The following is a 24,355-nucleotide window of genomic DNA, read 5'->3' on the forward strand; positions in this document are numbered from 1 at the left end:
GGGGTCACCACTCGATACCGCGCTGGCCCTTGCGGCCGGCGTCCATGGGGTGCTTGACCTTGGTCATCTCGGTGACCAGGTCGGCGAATCCGGTCAGCGCCTCGGGCGCGTACCGGCCGGTGATGACGACGTGCTGGCTGCCCGGGCGGTCCTTGAGCACGGCCACCACCTCCTCCGGGTCGATCCACCCCCAGTGCATCGGGTAGGTGAACTCGTCGAGCACGTAGAAGCGGTAGGTCTCGGCCGCGAGGTCGCGCTTGACCTGCTCCCAGCCCTCCTTGGCCGCCTCCTCGCTGGTCATCTCCTGCTCGGCGGAGCGCTGGATCCAGGACCAGCCGGAGCCCATCTTGTGCCAGTCGACGGTGCCGCCCTCGCCGGAGGCGCCGAGGACGCGCAGCGCGTTCTCCTCGCCGACCTTCCACTTGGCGGACTTCACGAACTGGAACACCCCGACCGGCCAGCCCTGGTTCCAGGCCCGCAGCGCCATGCCGAACGCGGCCGTGGACTTGCCCTTGCCGGGGCCGGTGTGCACGGCGGTGATCGGCAGCGTACGGCGCTGGCGGGTGGTCAGGCCGTCGTCGGGAACGCTCTCGGGGACACCCTTGGGCATGTCGGCTCAGGCCGCCTTTCGCATCGAACGGGTGGGGTTCACGGAACGGTTCTCGCGGACGAGCGAGGCCACGCCCTCGGCGCGCAGCTCGTCCAGGCTGACGGCGCTGCCGCCGAGCTGCCCGGCCAGGGTGCGGGCCAGGCCCAGCCGGACCGGGCCGGACTCGCAGTCCAGCACCACGCTCGCGGTGCCCTGCGCGGCGAACAGCGCGGCCGCGCGGTGGGACTGGGCGAGCGCGTCCCGCCCGCCGGTGGCCCGGCCGTCGGTCACCACGACCAGCAGCGGGCGCCGGCTGGGGTCGCGCAGCCGCTCGACCCGCAGCACCTCGTGGGCGCGCAGCAGCCCGGCGGCCAGCGGGGTCCGGCCGCCGGTGGGCAGCGACTCCAGCCGGGCCGCGCCGACCTCCACCGAGGAGGTGGGCGGCAGTGCCAGTTCGGCGCCCGAGCCGCGGAAGGTGATCATGCCGATCTTGTCGCGGCGCTGGTAGGCGTCCATCAGCAGCGACAGCACCGCGCCCTTGACGGCGGTCATCCGCTGCCGGGCGGCCATCGAGCCGGAGGCGTCGACCACGAACAGCACCAGGTTGGACTCCCGTCCCTGGCGCACCTGTTCGCGGAAGTCGTCCTTCTGCAGCACCAGCGCCCGACCGCTGCGCCCGCGCGCCACCTGGTGCGGCGCGGCGGCCTGCAGGGTGGCGGTCAGGTGCAGCCGGCCGAGCGCGCCCTGCGGCCGGCGGGCGCGGATGGTGTGCCCGCCGGTGGTCTCGGCGGGGGATCGGCGCCCCTGGGCGCCGTGGCCGGTGCCCCGGACGGTGAACAGCTTGGTCCGGTACGGGTCGGCGGCCGCGACGGGCGCCGACTCCCGTGCGGGGGCGGGCTGCTGGGCGGGTACGGGCTGCTGCGGCTGCTCGCCGGCGGAGTCGGCGGAGTCGGCGTCCGGTGCGGACGCCTCCGGGGCGCCGCCGTCGGACGGCTCGGGGGCACCCCCACCGTCCGGGCCGCCACCGTCCGGGCCGTCGTCGCCGGGACCGTCGCCGTCGCCGTCGCCGTCGCCGCCGCCGTCGCCCTCGGGCTCCGGCTCGGGATCGTCCTGCTGGGCGTGCTCCTCCAGCGTCCGGTCCAGCTGCTCCTCGTCCAGCCCCGGCGCGTCGAAGGGGTTGCGCCGGCGCCGGTGCGGCAGCGCCAGCTGGGCGGCCTTGCGGACGTCCTCCTCCAGCACCTCGGTGCGCCCGTCCCAGGCAGCGAGGGCCACGGCGGTGCGGGCCATCACGATGTCCGCGCGCAGCCCGTCCACCTCGAACGCCGCGCACACGGCGGTGATCTGACGCAGCGCCACCTCCGTCAGCTCGACCTTGGGCAGCAACTCCCGTGCCGCGGTGATGTGTTCGGCGAGTGCCCGCTCCTGCTCGGCGAACCGCGCGGCGAAGCCGGCCGGGTCCGCGTCGTAGGCGAGCCGGCGCCGGACCACCTCGGCCCGCTCGGCCGGATCCCGGGTGGCGGCGATCTCCACGGTCAGGCCGAAGCGGTCGAGCAGCTGCGGCCGCAGCTCGCCCTCCTCCGGGTTCATCGTGCCGACCAGCAGGAACCGGGCCGCGTGCCGCACCGAGACGCCCTCGCGCTCGACGTACGAGCGGCCCATCGCGGCGGCGTCCAGCAGCAGGTCCACCACGTGGTCCTGGAGCAGGTTGACCTCGTCGATGTAGAGCACGCCGCGGTGCGCCTTGGCGAGCAGCCCGGGCTCGTACGCCTTGACACCGTCGGTCAGCGCGCGCTCCAGGTCGAGCGAGCCGACGATCCGGTCCTCGGCCACGCCGACCGGCAACTCGACCAGCTGGGACGGGCGTTGGTGTGTCCCGGAGCTGCTGTGCGGCCCGTCCGGGCACTGCGGGTCGGGCGCGGCCGGGTCGCAGGCGAAGCGGCAGCCGTCCACGGCGGCGATGGACGGCAGCAGCCCGGCCAGCGCGCGCACCATGGTCGACTTGGCGGTGCCCTTCTCGCCGCGCACCAGCACGCCGCCCACGGCCGGGGAGACCGCGTTCAGCAGCAGCCCGAGCCGCAGGTCGGCCATGCCGACGATCGCGGTGAACGGATAGCGGACATCGGTCATGCGTCACTCCCAGGTGCCCCGGGCGCCAGGAACGGCAGCGATCCGGCCGCCGGCACCCCGCCCTCGATCAGCTTCCACAGCGCGTCGGTGTCCGCGTGTTCCTCGATCAGGTCGCCCAGCCGGTCCAGCCGGCCCTCGCGGGCCGCGGCGAAGCAGGTGTCCGGCGCGGGCACGAACGCCCGCCCGGCCAACTCGGCGACCTCGCGCAGGAGTTCCCGGCGGAAGCCGTCGTTCTCCAGCGCGCCGTGCCAGGTGGTGCCCCAGACCGAGCCGACCCGGCAGCCGTCCAGGAAGGCTGTACCCCCCTCCACGGTCACCACCCCGTGGTGGATCTCGTAGCCCTCGACCCGCTGCCCGTACGCCTCGCCGACCGGCCGCGCCAGCACCTTCTCGGCGCCGAACCGCACTTGCGTCGGCAGCAGGCCGAGCCCGTCGACGGCGCCCGCCTTGGACTCCACCTCGTCGACGATCCCGCGCGCCAGCATCTGGTAGCCGCCGCACACCCCGAGGATCGGCAGCCCGGCCGCCGCCCGCGCCTTCAGCGCCCGCTCCAGGTCGCGCTCGCGCAGCCAGGCGAGGTCCGCCACGGTGGCCCGGGTGCCGGGCAGCACCACCAGGTCGGCGTCGGCCAGCTCCTCCGGCCTGGTCGCCCAGCGCACCAGTACGCCCGGCTCCTGCGCCAGCGCGTCCAGGTCGGTGAAGTTGGAGAGCCGGGGGAAGCGCACCACGGCCACCCGCAGCACGTCCGCGCCGAGCGGCCCGCGGCCGTCGACCCGGTCCACCACGGTGGACAGGTCCAGCGAGTCCTCGGCGTCCAGCCAGAGCCCGGGCAGCATCGGCAGGGTGCCCAGCACCGGACGGCCGGTCAGCCCGTGCAGCATCTCCAGCCCGGGCGCGAGCAGCCGCGCGTCGCCGCGGAACTTGTTGACGAACCAGCCCGCCACGTGCCGCTGGTCCTCCGCCGACAGCAGCGCCAGCGTCCCGTACATCGCCGCGAACACGCCGCCGCGGTCGATGTCCCCGACCACCACCACCGGCAGCCCGGCGGCCGTGGCCAGGCCCATGTTGGCGATGTCGCGGTCGCGCAGGTTGATCTCGGCGGGCGAGCCCGCGCCCTCGCAGACCACCACCTCGTACCGCCGGCGCAGATCCGCCAGGCACTCCAGAGCGCGCTCCAGCAGGACGGGCTTGCGTTCGCGGTAGTCCAGCGCGCCGACCTCGGCGACCGGCCTGCCCAGCAGCACCACCTGGCTGCGGCCGTCGGCGCCGGGCTTCAGCAGCACCGGGTTCATCGCCGCCTCCGGCTCCACCCGCGCCGCCTGCGCCTGCATCGCCTGGGCGCGGCCGATCTCGGCGCCGTCGGCGGTGACGAAGGAGTTCAGCGACATGTTCTGTGCCTTGAACGGCGCGACCCGCACGCCCTGGCGGGCCAGCCAGCGGCAGATGCCGGCCGTCACCACGCTCTTGCCCGCGTCCGAGGTCGTCCCCGCGACCAGCAGCGCGTTCGTCATGCCCTTCCCCTCTTCCCCAGGAGCGCGCGCAGCAGGACGTGCCCCGCGACCGTCGTACCCAGCGCCAGCGCACCCACCCGCCGGGAGAGCGCACAGGCCCGCTCGATGTCGTCCACCGTCACCGGCCGCAGCTCCTCGCCCAGCACCGGACGGTGCTCCACCCTCTCGCCGTACCGGAGCGTCCCGCCCAGCCGCACCCCCACCGCGCCCGCGAAGGCCGACTCCGCCTGGCCCGCGTTCGGGCTCGGGTGCGCGGAGCCGTCGCGCCGCCACACCCGCCAGGCGGTCCGGGGGTGCGGGGCGGCGGCGACCGTCAGCAGGGCCGTCAGCCGGGCGCCCGGCCAGCCCGCCACGTCGTCCAGCCGGGCCGAGGCCCAGCCGAACCGGGCGTAGCGCGGCGAGCGGTGGCCCACCATGGCGTCCAGGGTGTTCACCGCGCGGAAGGCCAGCAGTCCGGGCGTGCCCGCCAGGGTGCCCCAGGCCAGGGCGTTCACCACGGCGTCGGCGGTGTTCTCGGCCACCGACTCGACCACCGCACGGGCGATCTGCTGCTCGTCCAGCGCGCTCGGATCCCGCCCGCACAGGTGCGGCAGCCGCTCCCGCGCGGCCCGCAGGTCGCCGTCCTTCAGCGAGCGGCCGATGCTGCGCGCCTCCCTGGTCAGCGAGGTGCCGCCGAGCACCGTCCAGGTCGCGGCCGCCGCCAGCGCGGCCCGGCCCAGCGGGCGCCGGCCCACCGTACGGTCCAGGGCGAGCGCGCCCGCCGCGACCGCGCCCACGCACAGCGCCGTGTACCCGGCGCCGGCCGTACGGTCGTCGCGCCACAGGCGCCGTTCCAGCCTGGTCGCGGCGCTGCCGAAGACGGCCACCGGGTGGCCCCGGCGCGGGTCGGCGAAGCGGGCGTCGGCGGCGTAGCCCGCGACGGCGCCCAGCGCGAACGCGGCGGCGCGCACCGCAGGGCGCCCGGCCCGCGGACGGACGGTCACCGGCCGCACGGCGAGAGGCAGCTCGGCGGAAGGATGCTCGGCGAGGGGCAGCCCGGCGGAAGGTGGCCAGGAGTTCGGCGGGGCGGGGCAGCCTGCATCGCGTGCGTGTCCTCACTCAGGGTCCGCGCCCTGGATCGACGTAGCGGGGGCCGAGAGTCTCCTGGCTTCCGGGTCGGACGCACCCCCGGGCCTTCCAGCGGCTTCTGACGGCCCGCCGTGGCGATAGTTCCGAGCGTGCTCCCCGGTGACAGTGGCGGGACCGCGCCGGACTCGCACCGGCTTCCTCTCCATGCCTCCGATTGGCCCCAGGATCCCATCACGCGGCCGAACCGGCCGTCAACCGAGGTCACGGAGGGGTTGGTCACACGCCGGGCGCGCCGGGCAACGCCCGATGAGCTGTGGGATCGCCCAGCGGAGCAGCGCCCCGGCAGCGGCCGCTTCGTGGGTTCGGTCGCTGGGGCCGCGCCGCGACGGGCCCCTACCGTTCGGTGGCATGCGTCGCAAAAAGTCCGCTTCCGTCCCACCTCCGGTGCCGTTCTCCCCCGCGGCCGCCCGAGCCCACCGGGCCGGGCTCGGCCTGACCCCCGAACAGGTCGCCGAGGGCATGGCGGCCCACGGCGTCCGGCTGCTGCCCGGCCACGTCCTGGCCTGGGAGAGCGGTGAGCTGCGGCCGAACGAACCGGAGCTCATCGCCCTCGCCCGAGCCCTCTGGTGCCCCGCCGCCCACCTGATGGACACCCGCCCGGTGAGCCTGCGCGACCACCGGATCGCGTGCGAACTCGGCCAGGCCGCGGTCGCCGAACGCACCGGCACCACCCTCGCCGCCTACCGGCAGGCCGAACTGACCGGCCACTGGGACGGCGACGAGGACCAGACCCTCGCCCTCGCCGACGTCCTCCACCTGAGCCTGCCCGAGCTCGTCGAGGCCACCGGCCGCGGAGAAGCCCTCGACCACCTCCTCCGCCAGTGCGCGGCCGGCCGCTGGCAGCCGCAGCTGCGTGCGCTCGCCCGCATCGTCCCGGCCCCCGCCGACTCCCTCGCCGCCGTCCTCGCCGCCCTCCATCAGGAACACCACGTCCCCACCCACTGGGGCATCACCGCCCGTGCCACCCCGCCCCCCACCCTCGACACCCTCACCGACCGCTTCTGGTACCTCCTCGCCGCCGAGACCGACTGACGCCGAGACCGGCCGGGGGGTGTCCGGCCACGGTGACCCGGACGGCCCAGCCCGGTGGCCGGGCGGTCGGGGCACCGGTGAACTGGTGCACGAACGCCGTCCGGTCCGTGACCAACAGAGCGGGGAACGATATGCGCTGGGGTACCGCTGCCGTCGTGGCGGCCGCCGCCGTCGGGGCGGGGGCCGTCGTCCTGGTGGTCGGCCGCCGGGCCTCCGAGCGGATGGTCCGTCCGGTGGCCACCGTCCAGGAGTCCGGGCCGGTCCTGGTCCGGAGCCTGGGCGTCGGCCGGATCACGTTCAGCCGCAGCCCCGAGAGCCTGCGCCCCGGCCGCTGGGCGGTGGAGTGGGGCGAGGACGGCCACGCGGTCGTCGAGGAGGTCCTGCACAGCGACGAGCAGGGTGTCACCCGCCGGCTGGTCCGCGCCGACCAGGGCACCCTCACCCCCGGCACGGAGGTCCGCTTCACCCCCCGCGTGCACCTCGGCGACCCCACCCGGGCGCTCGGCCTCGCCTACACCGAGACGGCCGTCGACGGCGAGCTCGGCGACCTGCCCGCCTGGTACCTGGACGGCAAGCGCGGCACCTGGGTGATCCTGGTCCACGGCCCCGAGGCCGACCGCCGGCAGACCCTCCCGGTCCTCCCCGTCCTCGACCGCCTCGGCCTGCCCGCCCTCGCCGTCACCTACCGCGGCGACGAGGGCGCCCCCGCCTCCCCGGACGGCTACAGCCACTTCGGCGAGACCGAGTGGCGCGACGTCGAGGCGGCGATCCGACTGGCGCTCGGCCACGGCGCGGGCCGGGTGATCCTGTACGGCTGGTCCGTCGGCGCCACCATGGTCCTGCAGGCGGCGGCCCGCTCCGCCTGGGCGAACGCCGTCAGCGGACTGGTCCTCGACTCGCCGGTCCTCGACCTCCCGGCCACCGCCCGCCGGGACGCCGAACGGCTGGGCTTCAAGGGCGCCGCCGCCGAACTCGGAGCCCTGGCCGCGCAGGGCCGCACCGGCGTGGACCTGGCCGACTTCGCCCGCATCGCCGAGGGCGGCGACCTGCGCGTCCCCACCCTGCTGCTGCACAGCCCGAGCGACCGGGTGTCCCCCTTCCGCAGCGCCGAACGCCTCGCCGCGGCCCGCCCCGACGTGGTCAGCCTCCAGTCCTTCCCCGGCGCCGACCACGCCACCCTCTGGAACACCGCCCCCGACCGCTACACCGAACTCCTCCGCCGCTGGCTCACCCCGCTCCTCTAGGACGCCGGCGAACCGCCTCCGACACGCTCCGTAACCGATCGAACGGGCCCAGCGACCGTCGCCGCCGACCTGGCATGGGCAGGCCACACGTTTCCGGCCAGCCGGTTTGCCACTGTTGCCCGATCTTGCGGAGGTGCGGTCACCGGTCGTCCGGTCGTACGGACAACCGGATGTGACAGAAGGCCCGTACAAGGGGAAGACTGCTCGACGTGACGTCTCGGAACCCGCGCGACCGTGATGCCCCGCTCCCGCCGACGATCGGTACCGGTGCGACGGTGACCCGTCTCCCCGGTACGGCCCACCGGCCCGCCGGTGGCAGGCCGGCCGGGGCGGGTGTCCCCCGTAACGGCGTACCCCGGAGGCGGGGGCCCGCGCCGGCCCCCGGGCGGGGCCGGGTTCCCGTACCCGAGGGCTTCCCCGCGCCGGCCGAGCTGGCCCCGCTGGCCCGCCGGATGCTGGTGGACGCCGTCCGGATCGCCCGCTGGGCCGGGGATCTGGAGGAGGTCGACAAGCGCGGCGAGCTGCTGCCGGAGGACGCCCGTGCGGCGGGCCGGGCGCTGGCCATGACGGTCGGCGCCGCCGCCAAGGCCTGGGGTCAGGCGCTGCTGGTGGGCCTGGTGGAGGCCCGGGACGCCGGGGCCGGCCCCGGCTGGCGCCTGCACGCCTGGGAGCACGACGACGAGGCCGTGATCCGCGGTTGGTCGGCGCTGTTCGACGCCTGGACGCTGCTCGCCCCGGTGCCGCCCGCCGCGCTGCGCGGGGTGTTCGCCGTGCTGGCCGGCCAGGCCGTGGACCAGGCCCCGCAGCTGCTCTCCTTCCTGCACCTGGTGGACGGCCCGGTGGCCGAGAGCGAGCTGCTGGAGCTGCTGCGCCGGGGCCTGGACGAGCGCCGGGTCGGTGGCGGGGCCGGCGGGCCGGGCCTGTCGCCCGTGCCGCACGCCGCCTCCGCGGTGTCGGCGGTCCGCGGCACCTGCCGGGAGCCGCAGATCGACACCCCGCCGGCGCCCTCGGACGTGGCCGCGGTGCTGGACTGGATGCTGGACGGCCTGGCCGCCGTCGGCGCGCTGACGCGCAGGAACGATGCCGCCGAGCTGTCGCCGCTCGGCCACTGGGCGGTGCGGGCGAAGCTGGAGGAGATCTGCACGGTCGCGCAGACCGCGGCCGGGCACATCGAGCAGAGCGCCTTCGAGCTGCTGAACGCCTGCGCGGACTACTCGCCGGGCCCGGCCCGGGCCGAGTACCGGGCCTGGGTCGCGGCCCGTCCGGCGGACCGGGCGGTGGCCGAGCTGCTGGACGCGGCGCAGGGCGACGACGCGCTCGTGCGTGGCCTGGCCTTCGAGGCGCTGCGGGTGGCCGGCGGCCCGGCCGAGCAGGCGGTGCGCGCGGCGGTGGACGAGCCGGTGCTGCGCCCGTACGCGCTGCTGTGGCTGGCGGAGCGCTCGGACGAGGGGGTCGCCCCGGCGGACGTGCTGGGCGCGGACGACGCGGCCTGGCTCTGGGTGGACACGGCCGCGGCGGTGCTCGACCACGGTGAGACGGAGCTGCTGGTGGGTCACGTCGAGGGCGCCTCGGCGGGCGATCCGGTCCGGCTGTTCGCCCGCGCGCGGCAGTCCGGGCACCCGAGAGCGGCCTCGGTGCTGACGGCGGTGTCGAGCGTGCATCCGGACCCGGGTGTGGCGCGGGCGGCCCGCCGCTCGGCCTTCAGCGTCCACAACGGCGGGGCGTGACCCCACCGAGAACGGCACGAGAGCGGCACGAGAACGACGGAAGGGCCCGGAACCGATCGGTTCCGGGCCCTTCCTCGTGTGACGGGATCAGCCGAGCCGCGACTCCGCGCGCCGGGCGCGGACGTCGCCGACCTTCTGCCCCACCTTGCGGCGGATGACCAGCAGCGGCGCCATCGCGGCGAGCGTGATCTGGGCGAACGCGCCGACGTGCATCAGCGCGTCGCCGCCCGGCAGGCCGGTGGCCCAGGCGGCCAGGCAGCCGATGGAGACGACGATCCAGCAGAGCGTGGCGGTGGCCAGCAGCCCCTGCGGCTTCGGGTACTCGATCCGGCTGACCATCAGGTACGCGGCGCCGAAGATGGCGAGCAGACCGGGCAGGAACGGCGGGTCGAGCAGCACGATCGCGATGACCGTCATCGCGCCCATCGGGCAGGGCATGCCCTGGAACACCCCCGGCCGCATCTTGACGGCCGAGAAGCGGGCCAGCCGCAGCACCACCGCGAGCAGCACGGTGATCGCGATGAGCGCCGAGAGCTTGCTGTTGGAGCCCTGGGAGACCATGCCCCAGACCGCGACGAAGTAGGCCGGCGCGATGCCGAAGCTGATCAGGTCGGCCAGGTTGTCCAGTTCCGCTCCGAGGGCGGAGGAGCGCAGCTTGCGCGCCACCAGCCCGTCGAAGAGGTCGCACATCGAGCCGATCAGCAGCAGCGTGACCGCGGTGGCCGCGCTGTGCCGGTCCGGAGCGGCGTCCGGGTTGGTGATGTGCGGGACGAGGACCCCGGTGGTGATCGAGTAGATCGCCAGGAAGCCGCAGACGGCGTTCCCCAGGGTCAGGAAGTCGGCGGTGGACAGGTGCTGGGGAGAGCGCGGGGCGCGCAGCTCGCGGTCGCGCGCCCAGCGGCGGCGGCGCAGGGCCGTCTCCTCGTCGTCCAGGCCGACGATTGTCTCAGGATCAGTCACGGTCAAGGCGCGTCACCCCGGCTGTGGTCTTCTGGCCGACCTCGACGCCGACCTCGACGCCGGCCGGCAGGTAGGTGTCGACCCGGGACCCGAACCGGATCAGACCGATCCGCTCGCCCTGCTCGACCTTGGTACCGGCGGCGACGTACGGCACGATGCGGCGGGCCACGGCCCCCGCGATCTGGACCATCTCGATGTCGCCGAGCTCGGTGTCGAAGTGCCAGACGACCCGCTCGTTCTGGTCGCTGTCCTTGTTGAACGCGGGGACGAAGCCGCCCGCGACGTGCTCGACCGACGTCACCGTGCCCGGCAGGGGCGCGCGGTTGACGTGGACGTTGAGCGGGCTCATGAAGATCGCGACCCGGGTGCGGCCGTCCGGCCAGGCGTCGATGCTCTGTACGACGCCGTCGGCGGGGGAGATCACTCTGCCGGTCCCGATCTCACGCTCGGGGTCGCGGAAGAACCACAGCATGCCCGCGCTGAGCGCACAGGCGGGTACCGCCGCCAGAGCCCACTTGCCGCTGCGCCGGGTGAGGGCGGTGGTGACGGCGGCCGTGGCGAGGGTGGGGACGAACCAGGGGGTGGCTCCGCGCGCGATGGTCACGCGGGGTCGCCGACCGGCCGTCGGGGCTGCGAGGGCATCGCGGTCCGTGACGGAAGTGCGAGGGGACGGGCTGATGGGCATCGAAGACCTTTGTCGCGGGGGATCATGGCCGCTGGACGGGGGCCACCGCGGGATCGGTAATAGAGGGACGGCTTGCTGTCCCGGTGGATGCTATCGGGAGCACACGGTGGGTGGGCAACCCGCCTGCTCGTTCATGTGTCCGGTGGGAGCGCGTCCGCGCGTCCCACCTCTACGACCGTAGCTCGACCCGGTCCGGTTCCCAAGGGACCTGACAGGGCTGGTGACTCTTGTCTCAGCGGGTGCGCCGACGGAACCCGCCGGGGGAAACGGCCGTACGCGCCGGAAGCGGGTGTGCGGAAGCGGCCGCAGGGCGCGTCGTCGCAGCTGTACGCCCTGCGGCCGCTTCCGGAGGGCCGTGCCGGACCCTGGCGGACCAGGCCGGGCCCGTGACGGGGCACGGCCCCGCGCCGGGACGGGCCCGCACGCCCGTCGACCGGCGGTTCGAGGGGGCCGCCCGGCGACGCGGTCCGTCGCCGGGCGGCCGGGGGATCACTCGGCGATCCGGTACTCCTCCAGGAGCCGGCGTCCGACGATCATCTTCTGGATCTCCGCAGTACCTTCACCGATGAGCAGCATCGGGGCCTCGCGGTAGAGGCGCTCGATCTCGTACTCCTTGGAGAAGCCGTAGCCGCCGTGGATGCGGAAGGCGTCCTCGACGACCTCCTTGCAGTACTCGGAGGCGAGGTACTTGGCCATGCCGGCTTCGAGGTCGTTGCGCTCGCCGCTGTCCTTCTTGCGGGCGGCCATGACCATCATCTGGTGGGCGGCCTCGACCTTGGTGGCCATCTCGGCGAGCTTGAACTGGATGGCCTGGTGCTCGGCGATCTTCTTGCCGAAGGTGGAGCGCTGCTGGGCGTAGGAGATGCCCAGCTCGAAGGCGCGGCGGGCGACGCCGCAGCCGCGGGCGGCGACGTTGACGCGGCCGACCTCGACGCCGTCCATCATCTGGTAGAAGCCGCGGCCCGGGACGCCGCCGAGGATGCGGTCGGCCGGGATCCGGACGTCCTGCAGCACCAGCTCGGTGGTGTCGACGCCCTTGTAGCCCATCTTCTCGATCTTGCCGGGCACGGTCAGACCGGGAACCTTGGGGTTCGGGCCGAAACCGGCCTCCTTCTCGATCAGGAAGGTGGTCATGTTCTTGTACGGGGTGTTGCCGCCCTCGTCGGTCTTGCAGAGGACCGCGACCAGGGTGGAGGTGCCGCCGTTGGTGAGCCACATCTTCTGGCCGTTGAGGACGTAGAACTCTCCGTCCTTGACGCCCTTGGTGGAGATGGCCGAAACGTCCGAGCCGAGGCCGGGCTCGGACATCGAGAAGGCGCCGCGGATCTCGCCGGCCGCCATCTTCGGCAGGAAGTAGTCCTTCTGCTCCTGGGTGCCGTGGGCGTTGATCATGTGCGCCACGATGAAGTGGGTGTTGACGATGCCGGAGACCGACATCCAGCCGCGGGCGATCTCCTCGACCACCAGGGCGTAGGTGAGCAGGGACTCGCCGAGGCCGCCGTACTCCTCGGGGATGGTGAGGCCGAAGAGGCCGAGCTGCTTCATGCCCTCGACGATGGCGGTCGGGTACTCGTCCTTGTGCTCCAGCTCGGTCGCGACCGGGATGATCTCCTTGTCGACGAAATCCCGCACGGTGGCGAGGATGTCCCGCTGGATCTCGGTGAGGCCGTCGGTCTGTGCGAGGCGTCCCATCGTGCGGCTCCGGAAAGGTCTAAGAGGGCGGGGGGGGGGGATTGCGGGGGCCCTGCCGGCGTGGCTGCGGCAGCAGGGCCCCCGTTACCGGGTGGGGGTCGGCCGATGACGGCGGCCTGCCCCTCCGGGGTCTCCAGAGAGAGGGGAGAAGTCAGGAGAGCGGGGTGGGGCGGCCGGGCTGCTCGCCGCCGCGCTCCTTGATGTACGTCTCGGTCGGCACCATCACCTTGCGGCGGAAGATGCAGACGACCGTGCCGTCCTGCTTGTACCCCTTGGTCTCGACGTAGACGATGCCGCGGTCGTCCTTGGACTTGGACGGCCACTTGTCGAGGACGGTGGTCTCGCCGTAGATCGTGTCGCCGTGGAAGGTCGGCGCGACGTGGCGCAGCGACTCGATCTCCAGGTTGGCGATCGCCTTGCCGGAGACGTCCGGGACGGACATGCCGAGCAGCAGCGAGTAGATGTAGTTGCCCACCACGACGTTCTTGCCGAAGTCCGTCGTCTTCTCCGCATAGTTGGTGTCCATGTGGAGCGGGTGGTGGTTCATGGTGAGCAGACAGAACAGGTGGTCGTCGTACTCGGTGACGGTCTTCCCGGGCCAGTGCTTGTAGACCGCGCCGACCTCGAACTCCTCGTAGGTGCGTCCGAACTGCATGGCTCAGGCCCTCAGCTTTCCGGGATCTCGAACTTGGTGGTGCGCTCCATGCCGGCGGCCCGGCCCTTGCCGGCGATGACCAGGGCCATCTTGCGGCTGGCCTCGTCGATCATCTCGTCGCCGAGCATCGCGGAGCCCTTGGCGCCGCCCGCCTCGGAGGTGCAGTAGTCGTAGGCGTCGAGGATCAGCTCGGCGTGGTCGTAGTCCTCCTGCGAGGGCGAGTAGACCTCGTTGGCGATGGCGACCTGGTCCGGGTGGAGCACCCACTTGCCGTCGAAGCCGAGGGCGGCGGAGCGGCCGGCCACCTCGCGGTAGCCCCCGGGGTTGCGGATCTGCAGGTACGGGCCGTCGATCGCCTGCAGGTCGTTGGCGCGGGCGGCCATCAGGATGCGCATCAGGATGTAGTGGTAGGCGTCGGCGTTGTAGCCGGGCGGCTGCTCGCCGACCACCAGGGACTTCATGTTGATGGAGGCCATGAAGTCGGCGGGGCCGAAGATGATGGTCTCCAGCCGGGGCGAGGCCTCGGCGATGGCGTCGACGTTGATCAGGCCCTTGGCGTTCTCGATCTGCGCCTCGATGCCGATCTTGCCGACCTCGAAGCCCATGGTCTTCTCGATCTGGGTGAGCAGCAGGTCGAGCGCCTTGACCTGCTCGGCGTCCTGGACCTTGGGCAGCATGATGCAGTCGAGGTTGGGGCCGGCGCCCTCGACCACGGTGATCACGTCGCGGTAGGTCCAGTGGGTGGTCCAGTCGTTGACCCGGACGACCTTGGTCTTGCCGCCCCAGTCGCCGTTGTTCAGCGCGTCGACGATGTTGTGGCGGGCGCTCTCCTTGACGAGGGGGGCGCAGGCGTCCTCCAGGTCGAGGAAGACCTGGTCGGCCGGGAGGCCCTGGGCCTTCTCCAGGAAGCGCGGGTTGCTGCCCGGTACGGCGAGGCAGGAGCGGCGCGGGCGCAGGCGGTTGACAGTGGTCATGAGGGTGGTTCGGTTCCTTCCCAGTGGTCAGCTGGTCAGCTGGTCAGTTCGTGGCCGCGGTCGGTGCGGGCGTCCACGGCTGGAGCTTGTTGGCCAGCCGGATCTCGTCCACGATCCGGCCGATGATGGTGGTGATGCCGAAGTCCTTCGGGGTGAACACGGCGGCGACGCCGGCGGCCTTGAGGGCCTCGCCGTCCGCTGCCGGGATGATGCCACCCACGATCACCGGGACATCCTGCACCCCGGCGCGGTCCAGCCGCTTGAGGACGTCGGGCACCAGCTCGCAGTGCGCGCCGGAGAGGATCGACAGGCCCACGCAGTGCACGTCCTCCGCGACGGCGGCGGAGACGATCTGCTCCGGGGTCAGCCGGATGCCCTGGTAGACCACCTCGAACCCGGCGTCCCGGGCCCGTACGGCGATCTGCTCGGCGCCGTTGGAGTGCCCGTCCAGGCCGGGCTTGCCGACCAGCAGGCGCAGCTTGCCGGCGCCCAGCTCCGCGGCGGTCGCGGCGACCGCGGCACGGACCTGCTCCAGCTCGCCGCCGGGCTCCGCGGCGACGGCGACGGGCGCGCCGCCGACGCCGGTGGGGGCGCGGTACTCGCCGAAGACCTCGCGCAGGGCGAAGGACCACTCGCCGGTGGTGACACCGGCCCGGGCGCAGGCGAGGGTGGCCGGCATCAGGTTGGCCTCGGTGGCGGCGACGGCCTTGAGCCCGGCCAGCGCCTCCTGGGCGGCGGCCTCGTCGCGCCGGCCGCGCCAGGCCTCCAGGGCGGCGAGCACGGACTGCTCGGAGGCCGGGTCGACGACCATGATCGCGGTGTCGAGGTCGGCGGTGAGCGGGCTGGGCTCGGTGGTGTCGAAGCAGTTGACCCCGACGATCTTGTCCTCGCCGGACTCGATCCGGGCCCGGCGGGCGGCGTGCGAGGAGACCAGGTTGGACTTCAGGTAGCCGGACTCGACGGCCGGGATGACCCCGCCCATCTCCAGCACCTTGGCGATCTCCGCCTCCGCGCCGGCCAGCAGCGCGGCGGTCTTGGCCTCGATCACCTCGGAGCCGTTGAAGATGTCGCCGTACTCCAGCAGGTCCGACTCGTACGCCAGCACCTGCTGGATCCGCAGCGACCACTGCTGGTCCCACGGCCGCGGCAGGCCGAGCGCCTCGTTCCAGGCGGGCAGCTGGACGGCCCGGGCGCGGGCGTCCTTGGAGAGGGTGACGGCCAGCATCTCCAGGACGATCCGCTGGACGTTGTTCTCCGGCTGCGCCTCGGTCAGGCCGAGGGAGTTGACCTGGACGCCGTAGCGGAAGCGGCGCTGCTTGGGGTCGGCGACGCCGTAACGCTCCAGGGTGACCTTCTCCCAGAGCCGGGCGAAGGCGCGCATCTTGCACATCTCCTCGACGAAGCGCACGCCGGCGTTCACGAAGAAGGAGATCCGGGCGACGACCTCGCCCATCCGCTCGGCCGGCACCTGCCCGGAGTCGCGGACGGCGTCGAGCACCGAGATGGCGGTGCACATCGCGTACGCGATCTCCTGGACGGGGGTGGCCCCGGCCTCCTGCAGGTGGTAGCTGCAGATGTTGATCGGGTTCCACTTGGGGATGTTGCCGACCGTGTAGGCGATCATGTCGGTGATCAGCCGCACCGACGGGCCGGGCGGGAAGACGTGCGTCCCGCGCGACAGGTACTCCTTGACGATGTCGTTCTGGGTGGTGCCGGTGAGCTTGGCGATGTCGGCGCCCTGCTCCTCGGCGACCACCTGGTAGAGCGCCAGCAGCCACATCGCGGTGGCGTTGATCGTCATGGAGGTGTTGGTCTGTTCGAGCGGGATGCCGTCGAACAGGGCGCGCATGTCGCCGACGTGGCCGACCGGGACGCCGACCCGGCCCACCTCGCCGCGGGCGAGGACGTGGTCGGAGTCGTAGCCGGTCTGGGTCGGCAGGTCGAAGGCGACGGACAGGCCGGTCTGGCCCTTCGCCAGGTTCCGCCGGTAGAGCGCGTTGGAGTCGCTCGCGGTGGAGTGCCCGGCGTAGGTGCGCATCAGCCAGGGGCGGTCGCGCTTCTGAGGCTCGGTCATCGGGGGGCGTCCTCAGACGTTCCGGAAGCGATTGATGGCGTCGATGTGCCGGGCGCGGAACTCGGCGTCGCGCACGCCCAGGCCCTCCTCGGGGGCCAGGCAGAGCACGCCGACCTTGCCCTGGTGCTTGTTGTGGTGCACGTCGAGGGCGGCCTGGCCGGTCTCCTCCAGGGAGTAGACCTTGGACAGGGTCGGGTGGATCTTGCCCTTGGCGATCAGGCGGTTGGCCTCGAAGGCCTCGCGGTAGTTGGCGAAGTGCGAGCCGACGATGCGCTTGAGCGACATCCACAGGTAGCGGTTGTCGTACTGGTGCATGTAGCCGGAGGTGGAGGCGCAGGTGACGATGGTGCCGCCCTTGCGGGTGACGTACACCGAGGCGCCGAAGGTCTCCCGGCCCGGGTGCTCGAAGACGATGTCCACGTCCTCGCCGCCGGTGAACTCGCGGATCTTCGAGCCCAGGCGCTTCCACTCCCGCGGGTCCTGGTTGTTCTCGTCCTTCCAGAACTTGTAGCCCTCGGCGGAGCGGTCGATGATCGCCTCGGCGCCCATGGCGCGGCAGATCTCGGCCTTCTGGTCGTTGGAGACCACGCAGATCGGGGTGGCGCCGCCGGCCAGCGCGTACTGGGTGGCGTACGAGCCGAGGCCGCCGCTGGCGCCCCAGATCAGCACGTTGTCCCCCTGCTTCATGCCGGCGCCGTTGCGCGAGACCAGCTGGCGGTAGGCGGTGGAGTTGACCAGGCCGGGGGAGGCGGCCTCCTCCCAGGTGAGGTGCTTGGGCTTGGGCAGCAGCTGGTTGGTCTTCACCAGCGCGATCTGGGCCAGGCCGCCGAAGTTGGTCTCGAAGCCCCAGATGCGCTGCTCCGGGTCCATCATCGTGTCGTTGTGGCCGTCCGGGGACTCCAGCTCGACCGAGAGGCAGTGCGCGACGACCTCGTGGCCCGGCTTCCAGGAGTTCACGCCGGGGCCGGTGCGCAGCACCACGCCCGCGAGGTCGGAACCGAGCACGTGGTACGGCAGGTCGTGGCGCTTGGTGAGCGGCGACAGCCGGCCGTAGCGCTCCAGGAAGCCGAAGGTGGAGACCGGCTCGAAGATCGAGCTCCACACGGTGTTGTAGTTCACCGAGCTGGCCATGACGGCGACCAGGGCCTCGCCGGGGCCCAGCTCGGGGAGGGCGACCTCGTCGAGGTGAAGGGACTTGCGGGGGTCCTTGTCGCGGCTGTCGAGGCCCGCGAACATCTGCTCCTCGTCCTTGTGGAGCGTGACCGCCCGGTAGGACTCGGGGAGCTTGATGGCTGCGAAGTCCGCCGACGTGCTGTCGGCGCTGAGGATCGCGTCGAGGATTTCCTGCATGGCTGCCTCCGAAGGCGTACCTGTGCGAGGGTCACAGGGCGTCTGGGGGAGCCGGGAGCGGACACCGGCTTCGCTGAGGTGGGTGGTGGGCGGGGTCAGGCTGGGCGCCCGGGGTGAACCGGGCCGTGCTGGCTCTGCTCGTTGCGGGCGCTGCCCGCTACTGGCTCGGTTCCCGGGGTGTGGGAACGCCGGACGACGGCGCGCCGAGGTGGGGAGCCGCGGCGCCGCGACTGGTGAGTAACAAGGTAGTGGCACCCTGTGCCACTCGTAAAGACACCGGGTGCCAGGAATTCCGACGGTCCGAAACGGGCCGAAACGGCGCTCGACGCGCGCCCGGTGAGCATGCGGAAGGCCCGCGCCGACGAATCGGCGCGGGCCCTCAATGCTGCTCTGACCTGCGTAAATACCGGGCCGGTCAGCCCCTGGTGCCGCTCAGCGCGGCCCGGATGCTGTCCACCACGACCTCCAGCGGGGCGTCCGTCCGGGCCACTGTGATGAGCACCTCACCTCCGGGGCTGGCACTCAGTGCGCTCTCGGCCAGGACGTCCCCAGCAGCCCCACTGGCACCGGGTGCCACCAGGGATCCCCGGCGTCTGGCACCGGGCGCACTGGAGCCCCAGAAGGTCCGCCGGATCACCTCGAAGGAGTGGTCCAGCTGCTCCTCCACGTCCCCGCGGCCGCCGGCCCGCAGCCAGCGCCGCAGCACGTGGTTGTGCGCCGCGACGACCGCCGCCGCCGAGACCTCGGCTAGCATCGAGTCGTCCTCGCCGCCGCGCTGCCAGCCGGACGGGATGGACTCCCCGGTGTCGAACCGGCCCAGCAGGTAGCGGGTGAACAGCCGCTCGTAGCGGGCCACCACGGCGATCTCCCGCTCGCGCAGCGCCGGGACCTGGCGGATCAGCTGGTACCGCGCGACCGACACCCCCGGGGTGGAGGCGTACATCCGCAGCACCTCCTTGATGCCGCGGCAGACCACGTCCAGCGGGTGCTCCTCCGGCTCGGCGCTGGCCAGCAGGTCCGCCACCCGGACGAGGGTGTCGTCGTGGTCCGGGAAGATCGCCTCCTCCTTCGACCGGAAGTACCGGAAGAAGGTGCGCCGGGCCACCCCGGCGGCGGCCGCGATCTGGTCGACCGTGGTCTCCTCGTAGCCCTGCGAGGCGAACAGCTCCATCGCGGCCGTGGCCAGGTCCTGGCGCATCTGCTGGCGCTGCGCCGCCGCCCGGCGGCTGCCCGGCCCGCCCTCCGGCCCGGTGCCCCCGGTCGAGGGGGCCGTCCGGTCGGCGCCGTGCGAACCGGCGGGGTGCTGCGGGGAGGCTGACTGAACCCGATCCATGTCCGGAACGCTACACGGCCCCGGGGGAGCGGCTGCGGCCCTTCCCCGGCGCACCGGCTCGACCGGGCCGGTCACCGCCGGGCGCGGCCAGCGGGAGGACACCGTCCCGGGGCTCCAGCCGGGGCGTGTGGAGGGAGCGCCCCCGGGCGCCGCCGTGCCGCCCCCTGGCTGGGGCGTGGTCACCGGCGCGCGTGGTCGCGGAAGCCGCGGCCGGTCTTGCGGCCCAGGCAGCCCGCCGCGACCAGGTGCTCCAGCAGCGGTGCGGCGGCCAGGCCGGGCTCGCGGAACTCCTGGTGCAGCACCTGCTCGATGGTCAGCGAGACGTCCAGGCCGACCACGTCCAGCAGCTCGAACGGGCCCATCGGGTAGCCGCAGCCGAGCTTCATCGCGGTGTCGATGTCGTCCACCGTCGCGTAGTGCTCCTGCAGCATCCGCACCGCGTCGTTCAGGTAGGGGAAGAGCAGCGCGTTGACGATGAAGCCGGCCCGGTCGCCGCACTCCACCGGGTGCTTGCGGACCCTGGCGGTCAGCTCCAGCACCGTCGCGGTGACCTCCGGCGCGGTCAGCACGGTGGAGACCACCTCGACCAGCTTCATGGCCGGCGCCGGATTGAAGAAGTGCATGCCGATCACGTCCTGCGGCCGCGAGGTGGCGGTCGCGCAGCTGATCACCGGCAGCGAGGACGTGGTGGTGGCGAGCACCGCGCCCGGCCTGACGATCTTGTCCAGGGTGGCGAACAGTTCCCGCTTGACCGCCAGGTCCTCGGCCACCGCCTCGACCACCAGGTCGACCTCGGCCAGCTCGGCGTACTGGCCGACCGGGGTGACCAGCGCCAGCGCGGCGTCCCGCTGCTCGGCGGACATCCGGCCCCGGGTGACCGAGCGCTCCAGCGACCTGGCCAGCTGCGCCTTGGCCCGGTCGGCCTTCTCCTGGCTGCGGGCGGCCAGCAGCACCGGGTGCCCGGCCTTGGCGAACACCTCGGCGATGCCGGTGGCCATCGTGCCCGAGCCGCAGACGCCGACGGTGCGGACCTCGCGGCCCGGCACCTTCGGCAGGGCCGGCCCGGTGGCCGCGTCCACCGCCTTGGAGGAGCCCGGCGCCTCGTAGGCGTAGAAGCCGCGGCCGGTCTTGCGGCCCAGCAGCCCGGCCGCGACCAGCTGGCCGAGGATCGGGGCGGGGGCGTGCAGACGGTCCCGGGACTGCTCGTACATCGCCTCCAGGACGGTGCGGGCGGTGTCGATGCCGATCAGGTCGAGCAGCGCCAGCGGGCCCATCGGCAGGCCGCAGCCGAGCCGCATCGCGGCATCGATGTCCTCCCGCGAGGCGTACTTGGACTCGTACATCGCCGCGGCCTGGTTCAGGTAGGCGAACAGCAGGCCGTTCACCACGAAGCCGGCGCGGTCGCCGGCTGCCACCGGCTCCTTGCCGAGGTCCCGGGCGAAGGCGGCGGCGTCCTCGGCGGTCTGCGGGGAGGTCAGCACGGTGCGGACCACCTCGACCAGCTTCATGGTGTGCACCGGGTTGAAGAAGTGCAGGCCGAGCACGCGCTCCGGACGGGCGGTCGCGGCGGCGATCCGGGTCACGGAGAGCGCGGTGGTGCCGGTGGCCAGCACGGTGGCCTCCGGGCAGATCCGGTCCAGCTCGGCGAAGACCTCCCGCTTCAGCTCCAGCTGCTCGGGCACCTCCTCGATCACCAGGTCCGCCTCGGCGGCGGCCGTCAGCTCGTGCCCGACCGAGATCAGCGCGAGCAGCGCGGTGCGCTCCTCGGCGGTGATCCGCTCCCGGTCGACCGCGTGCGCGGTGGCTTCCTCGATCCGGGCCAGCGCCCGGGCGGCCGAGTCCTCGGTGGCCTCGATGCCGATCACCCGGCGACCGCTCTTGGCGACCGCCACGGCGACACCGGCACCCATCGTGCCGAGGCCGACGACGGCGACCGTGGGGAAGGGACGCTCCATTGTCCTGACTCCTAGTCATGAGAGCCCGCGCGTGCTCCGGCAGGCAGGCCGCTGCGCCCGTACGACGGGGGGCGGCCGCCGCCGGAGGAGGGTCCACGCGCGGGGGCTGGGGAGATGACGGGTTCCGGCACACCGGCAGCGGCCGGTCCGCTCCGGCCGAACTGCGGGTGTGCCGTGGTGCTCAGGCGCTCGAAGGTGAAGGAAGCGGCTCTGATACGAGGAAGAGAACCCGGCCCGCCGCGAGTCGCGGCACCGGCCGGTGAAGACGCACCGCGCGAGCGCCGCAGACACGGCGACCGCGAGCCCCGTCGGTGCGGCTCCCGAAGCCCGACAGTGGTGCGTGCGGCCACTGTAGCGAAGCTACTCGCCGGTAGGAAGGGGGCTGTGGGCGGAAAACCGTTCGGGCGCCGGGGCCGCTCTTCGCTAGGGTGATCGACGCGGGGGCGGCTCCGCGGCGTGCTTCCTTCTCACTCATCTCCAAAATGACCCGAGTGCGCCCACTCTCCGCCCCCGCTTCGTCGTACCTGCCGGGGGAAGAGCTGTGAAGAAGCCGAGCGTCGCGGAGCCCGAGACCGGGCTGGACGCCTACCTGCTGCGCCGTCACGGAATGGTCCGGGTCGAGCCCGGCGTCGCGCCCGGGGAACCACTGCCGTGGTCGGCCCAGGGGCTCGTGGCCCTGGAGGCCGACCTGGCGCAGCGCGGCTACGTCCTGACCCGCGCCCTGCGCGCCGCCCTCGGCCGACTGCGCCCGCTGGACCTGTCCGCGGCCGGCACCCGACTGCTGCTGCGGATCGACGCGCAGCTCGGCGCCAACCGCAGCCACCAGCCGCTGTTCCGCACCTTCCCCGACGGCGTCCCCTCGCACGCGCACGCCACCTACTCCGCGACCATCCGCGGCTACCTGCTCTGCCAGGCCGGCCAGATCTGCGTCCTGTGCGAGCGCAGCAGCCTGGAGGTCGGGATCGGCGCGCTGGCCCCGTGCGCCCACCTGATCTGCGGCGAGTGCTACCAGGACATGCTGCTGGAGGACGGCGACGACCGCCGCTGTCCGCTCTGCCGCACCCCGCTGGAACCCAAGCCCTACCTCTCCCCCGACACCCGGGCCGCCCGCCACGCCGCCCGCACCCTCCCGCCCGGCAGCGCGCTGCGGCCGCTGCGCCTGGCCGGCGCCGACGACCCGACCGAGCTCGCCGGCGCCGCACTGGGCGCCCTGCTCGCCCGCCACACCCCGCTGAACCCGCAGGACCGCGAGGACCTCGCGCTGCTGCTCGACCACGCCCCCGCCGACCCGGCCGGCTGGCTGCCCGCCGAGGTCCCCGTCCGGGAGAGCCGCGCCACCGTGCTCGCCGCGCTGCTGCGCGGCGATGCCGACCGCACCCGCCCGCTGCTCGCCGCCCACCTCACCACCGCCACCGACGTGCTGCGGCTGCTCTGGGCGTGGTCCGGCGCCGAGCCCGACCTGCTGCCCGAGACCGCCCGCGGGCTACGGCTGCGCAACCTGCCCCGCCCGCTGCGCCGCGAACTCCTCGCCGTCCTGGACGCGTTCCCGGTCGGCACCCTCGCCGAGGACCTGCGCCGCCACCGGCAGGCCTGGCTGCGGGCCGGCGAACTGCTGCACCCGTACGAGCACCGCGAGCGCTTCCCGTACGCGGCCGCCGCCTTCGCCGTGCTCCGGCAGAGCGACCTCGACCTGCACGGCCTCGGCCCGCAGCTGCGCGAGGCGCCCGCCCCGCTGCGGGTGCGCGAGACGCCCGGCGGACACACCCGGCTGACCGTCGAGACCTTCGCCGCCGCCGTCGAACACGCCCTCGGGCAGGGCGACCTGCCCGCCGCCGTCCGACTGCTGGCCCGCCGCCCGGGCGAACTGGTGCGCCGGCTGCACCACCTGCTGCGGGTGCACCAGACCTGGTGCCGCGACGAGCCGCTGCCCGCCGCGCTCGCCGAGGCGCTGCCGGGGGCACTGCGCGCCGTCGCGCCCGGCCCGCTGCTCGGCGCGTACGGGCGGCTGCGCGCACCGCGCGCGTACGGCGAGCGGCGGCTGTACTTCCCGCGCGGCCGGGTCGCCTCGGCGCACGCCCGCTCCGACCGGGGCACGCCCGTCCCGGCCGCGCTCAGCGCGCCGGTCTGCGCCCTGATCGAGGCCGAACTGCTGCGCCGCGCCGGGCAGTCGGCGCGGGAGGCGGGGCGCCACGAGGTGGCGGTGCTGGACGCCGGGCTGGCCGACCTGGTCGTCCCCTTCGCCGAGCGCGCCGGCGCCAAGACCCTGGTCGCCGTGCCGCGCGGCAGCGTGCAGCGGATCCCGGACGGGCAGTACCTGCGGCTGTTCGTGCACTGGATGCAGCGCCCGCACCAGCGGGTCGACCTGGATCTCTCGGTCGCCTTCTACGACGAGGAGTGGCAGTTCACCGGCCTGTGCGACTACACCCGGCTGGTCATGGGCCCGCGCGCCGCCGTCCATTCCGGGGACTTCACCACCGCCCCGCCGCCGCACGGCGCCACCGAGTTCGTCGACCTCGACCTGCCGGCGCTGGGCAAGGCCGGTGCCCGGTACGCCGTGGTGGTGGTGTTCAGCTACAACGACGTCCCCTTCGAGGACCTCACCGACGCCTTCGCCGGCTTCATGGCGCTGACCCCGTCCGAGGCGGCCCGCCAGCGCACCGGCAGCTTCCACCCCGGGAGCGTGCGCCAGCGGCTGGACCTCGCCGGGGACGCCAGGATCTGCGTGCCGATGATCGTCGACCTCGGGACCCGCCGGCACACCTGGACCGACCTCAACGTCGGCTCCGGCAGCGGCTTCCACAGCATCGACCGGCACCACGAGCGGATCGGCGCGCTGGCCGAGGACGTGCTGGCGCACTTCGCCGCCGGCTCCCGGGCCACCCTCTGGGACCTCGCCTGCGCCGCCGCCGCGGCCGGCAGCGACGAGGTGCTGGTGCGCGACCGGAAGGGCCTCGGGCTGGACACCTACCACCGGGGCGCGGACGAGCCGGTGGCCGACTTCTTCGAGCGGCTGCGCGGGCGCCACGTGAGCGACCGGCGCACCGAGCAGCGGCCGGACGACACCGCCCGGCTGATCGCCGAACGCCTCACCGGCGCCCGGGCGTTCACGGCGCTGGTGCACGCCGACGTGCCCGCCCCGGCCGGTGCACGCGGGACGTTCTACCGGCTCTACCCCGGCCCGACGGACGCCGCCCCGGACACCCTGGAGCGGATCACCGCGGGGGACCTGGTCGCGCGCTTCGCCCCGAACGGGTGAACGGGCGGACGGTCGTCCGTTTGGACCACCCGATAGGGGAGTTACACCACCCCAACCGCCGGG

The 24,355-nt window shown here is 73.6% G+C and carries 17 protein-coding genes and 1 riboswitch; of the genes, 4 read left to right on the forward strand and 13 right to left on the reverse strand.

Translation table 11 applies throughout. The annotated features are described in order from the left end of the window. Positions 1–4: 4 nt before the first annotated feature. From cobO to BX285_RS25420, 4 genes are read right to left on the reverse strand one after another with little or no spacing between them, the layout of a single operon-like run. A complete protein-coding gene (gene cobO, locus BX285_RS25405) occupies positions 5–610 on the reverse strand; it encodes a cob(I)yrinic acid a,c-diamide adenosyltransferase (protein ID WP_121178272.1) in 606 nt (201 codons plus the stop codon). Positions 611–616: 6 nt separating this feature from the next. Next, complete coding sequence (locus BX285_RS25410) at positions 617–2,716, reverse strand: putative cobaltochelatase (RefSeq protein ID WP_121178274.1); 2,100 nt, start codon at positions 2,714–2,716, stop codon at positions 617–619. Then, a complete protein-coding gene (locus BX285_RS25415) occupies positions 2,713–4,227 on the reverse strand; it encodes a cobyric acid synthase (protein ID WP_121178275.1) in 1,515 nt (504 codons plus the stop codon). The genes BX285_RS25410 and BX285_RS25415 overlap by 4 nt, the downstream gene beginning before the upstream one ends. After that, positions 4,224–5,177, reverse strand: a complete 954-nt coding sequence (locus BX285_RS25420; protein ID WP_097239921.1) for a cobalamin biosynthesis protein — start codon at positions 5,175–5,177, stop codon at positions 4,224–4,226. The genes BX285_RS25415 and BX285_RS25420 overlap by 4 nt, the downstream gene beginning before the upstream one ends. Before the next feature lie 186 nt (positions 5,178–5,363). After that, positions 5,364–5,497, reverse strand: a riboswitch (cobalamin riboswitch). 206 nt (positions 5,498–5,703) lie between these two features. On the opposite strand from BX285_RS25420, the gene BX285_RS25425 reads away from it, so the two are divergent. The 3 genes from BX285_RS25425 (at position 5,704) to BX285_RS25435 (ending at position 9,358) form a co-directional block, all read left to right on the forward strand. Further along, on the forward strand, positions 5,704–6,387 hold the full coding sequence (locus BX285_RS25425; protein ID WP_147465228.1) for a transcriptional regulator: 684 nt from the start codon (positions 5,704–5,706) through the stop codon (positions 6,385–6,387). Positions 6,388–6,518: 131 nt separating this feature from the next. Beyond that, complete coding sequence (locus BX285_RS25430) at positions 6,519–7,631, forward strand: alpha/beta hydrolase (RefSeq protein WP_121178279.1); 1,113 nt, start codon at positions 6,519–6,521, stop codon at positions 7,629–7,631. A gap of 275 nt (positions 7,632–7,906) precedes the next feature. Continuing rightward, complete coding sequence (locus BX285_RS25435; protein WP_257032354.1) at positions 7,907–9,358, forward strand: hypothetical protein; 1,452 nt, start codon at positions 7,907–7,909, stop codon at positions 9,356–9,358. Between the two features lie 87 nt (positions 9,359–9,445). Here the strand turns inward: BX285_RS25435 and BX285_RS25440 are convergent, their stop codons facing one another. The 9 genes from BX285_RS25440 to BX285_RS25480 all read right to left on the reverse strand — a co-directional run bounded on the left by BX285_RS25440 (position 9,446) and on the right by BX285_RS25480 (position 21,036). After that, positions 9,446–10,324, reverse strand: coding sequence for a CDP-alcohol phosphatidyltransferase family protein (locus BX285_RS25440; protein WP_030059975.1), 879 nt, complete (start codon positions 10,322–10,324; stop codon positions 9,446–9,448). Next, the gene (locus BX285_RS25445) at positions 10,311–11,003 is read right to left on the reverse strand and encodes a phosphatidylserine decarboxylase (protein ID WP_179852721.1); all 693 of its coding nucleotides are present in this window, start codon (positions 11,001–11,003) and stop codon (positions 10,311–10,313) included. Before BX285_RS25445 ends, BX285_RS25440 begins: the two co-directional genes overlap by 14 nt. 489 nt (positions 11,004–11,492) lie before the next feature. Then, a complete protein-coding gene (locus tag BX285_RS25450; RefSeq protein WP_097235773.1) occupies positions 11,493–12,695 on the reverse strand; it encodes an acyl-CoA dehydrogenase family protein in 1,203 nt (400 codons plus the stop codon). A 151-nt stretch (positions 12,696–12,846) separates the two neighbouring features. Then, positions 12,847–13,350 (reverse strand): MaoC family dehydratase, encoded by a 504-nt coding sequence (locus BX285_RS25455; RefSeq protein WP_045704019.1) that lies wholly within the window; start codon positions 13,348–13,350, stop codon positions 12,847–12,849. Between the two features lie 11 nt (positions 13,351–13,361). Beyond that, positions 13,362–14,324 (reverse strand): CoA ester lyase, encoded by a 963-nt coding sequence (locus BX285_RS25460; protein ID WP_121178280.1) that lies wholly within the window; start codon positions 14,322–14,324, stop codon positions 13,362–13,364. A 43-nt stretch (positions 14,325–14,367) separates the two neighbouring features. Further along, the gene (locus BX285_RS25465) at positions 14,368–16,398 is read right to left on the reverse strand and encodes a protein meaA (protein ID WP_097235771.1); all 2,031 of its coding nucleotides are present in this window, start codon (positions 16,396–16,398) and stop codon (positions 14,368–14,370) included. Between the two features lie 12 nt (positions 16,399–16,410). After that, entirely contained in the window at positions 16,411–17,748 is a 1,338-nt protein-coding gene (gene ccrA, locus BX285_RS25470; protein WP_097235770.1) for a crotonyl-CoA carboxylase/reductase, read from the reverse strand. A gap of 415 nt (positions 17,749–18,163) precedes the next feature. Next, positions 18,164–19,081 carry a TetR family transcriptional regulator gene (locus BX285_RS25475; RefSeq protein WP_121178282.1) on the reverse strand — a complete coding sequence of 306 codons (918 nt, stop codon included), beginning with the start codon at positions 19,079–19,081 and terminating at the stop codon, positions 18,164–18,166. A 179-nt stretch (positions 19,082–19,260) separates the two neighbouring features. Next, positions 19,261–21,036 carry a 3-hydroxyacyl-CoA dehydrogenase family protein gene (locus tag BX285_RS25480; protein ID WP_121178284.1) on the reverse strand — a complete coding sequence of 592 codons (1,776 nt, stop codon included), beginning with the start codon at positions 21,034–21,036 and terminating at the stop codon, positions 19,261–19,263. 541 nt (positions 21,037–21,577) lie between these two features. Here BX285_RS25480 and BX285_RS25485 point away from each other — a divergent pair. Further along, positions 21,578–24,292: an MXAN_6230/SCO0854 family RING domain-containing protein gene (locus BX285_RS25485; RefSeq protein WP_259470787.1), complete on the forward strand. Its 2,715-nt coding sequence runs from the start codon at positions 21,578–21,580 to the stop codon at positions 24,290–24,292. Positions 24,293–24,355: the final 63 nt, after the last annotated feature.

It is taken from the genome of Streptomyces sp. 1114.5, assembly GCF_003635085.1.
Lineage (GTDB): Bacteria > Actinomycetota > Actinomycetes > Streptomycetales > Streptomycetaceae > Kitasatospora.

Excerpts from the sequence above, each read along its gene's own strand:
- BX285_RS25415 (WP_121178275.1), bottom strand. The coding sequence starts at position 4,227 with ATGACGAACGCGCTGCTGGTCGCGGGGACGACCTCGGACGCGGGCAAG.
- BX285_RS25475 (WP_121178282.1), bottom strand. The coding sequence starts at position 19,081 with ATGGATCGGGTTCAGTCAGCCTCCCCGCAGCACCCCGCCGGTTCGCAC.
- BX285_RS25465 (WP_097235771.1), bottom strand. The coding sequence starts at position 16,398 with ATGACCGAGCCTCAGAAGCGCGACCGCCCCTGGCTGATGCGCACCTAC.
- BX285_RS25430 (WP_121178279.1), top strand. The coding sequence starts at position 6,519 with ATGCGCTGGGGTACCGCTGCCGTCGTGGCGGCCGCCGCCGTCGGGGCG.
- BX285_RS25460 (WP_121178280.1), bottom strand. The coding sequence starts at position 14,324 with ATGACCACTGTCAACCGCCTGCGCCCGCGCCGCTCCTGCCTCGCCGTA.
- BX285_RS25455 (WP_045704019.1), bottom strand. The coding sequence starts at position 13,350 with ATGCAGTTCGGACGCACCTACGAGGAGTTCGAGGTCGGCGCGGTCTAC.
- BX285_RS25450 (WP_097235773.1), bottom strand. The coding sequence starts at position 12,695 with ATGGGACGCCTCGCACAGACCGACGGCCTCACCGAGATCCAGCGGGAC.
- ccrA (WP_097235770.1), bottom strand. The coding sequence starts at position 17,748 with ATGCAGGAAATCCTCGACGCGATCCTCAGCGCCGACAGCACGTCGGCG.
- BX285_RS25410 (WP_121178274.1), bottom strand. The coding sequence starts at position 2,716 with ATGACCGATGTCCGCTATCCGTTCACCGCGATCGTCGGCATGGCCGAC.
- BX285_RS25445 (WP_179852721.1), bottom strand. The coding sequence starts at position 11,003 with ATGCCCATCAGCCCGTCCCCTCGCACTTCCGTCACGGACCGCGATGCC.
- BX285_RS25425 (WP_147465228.1), top strand. The coding sequence starts at position 5,704 with ATGCGTCGCAAAAAGTCCGCTTCCGTCCCACCTCCGGTGCCGTTCTCC.
- BX285_RS25480 (WP_121178284.1), bottom strand. The coding sequence starts at position 21,036 with ATGGAGCGTCCCTTCCCCACGGTCGCCGTCGTCGGCCTCGGCACGATG.
- cobO (WP_121178272.1), bottom strand. The coding sequence starts at position 610 with ATGCCCAAGGGTGTCCCCGAGAGCGTTCCCGACGACGGCCTGACCACC.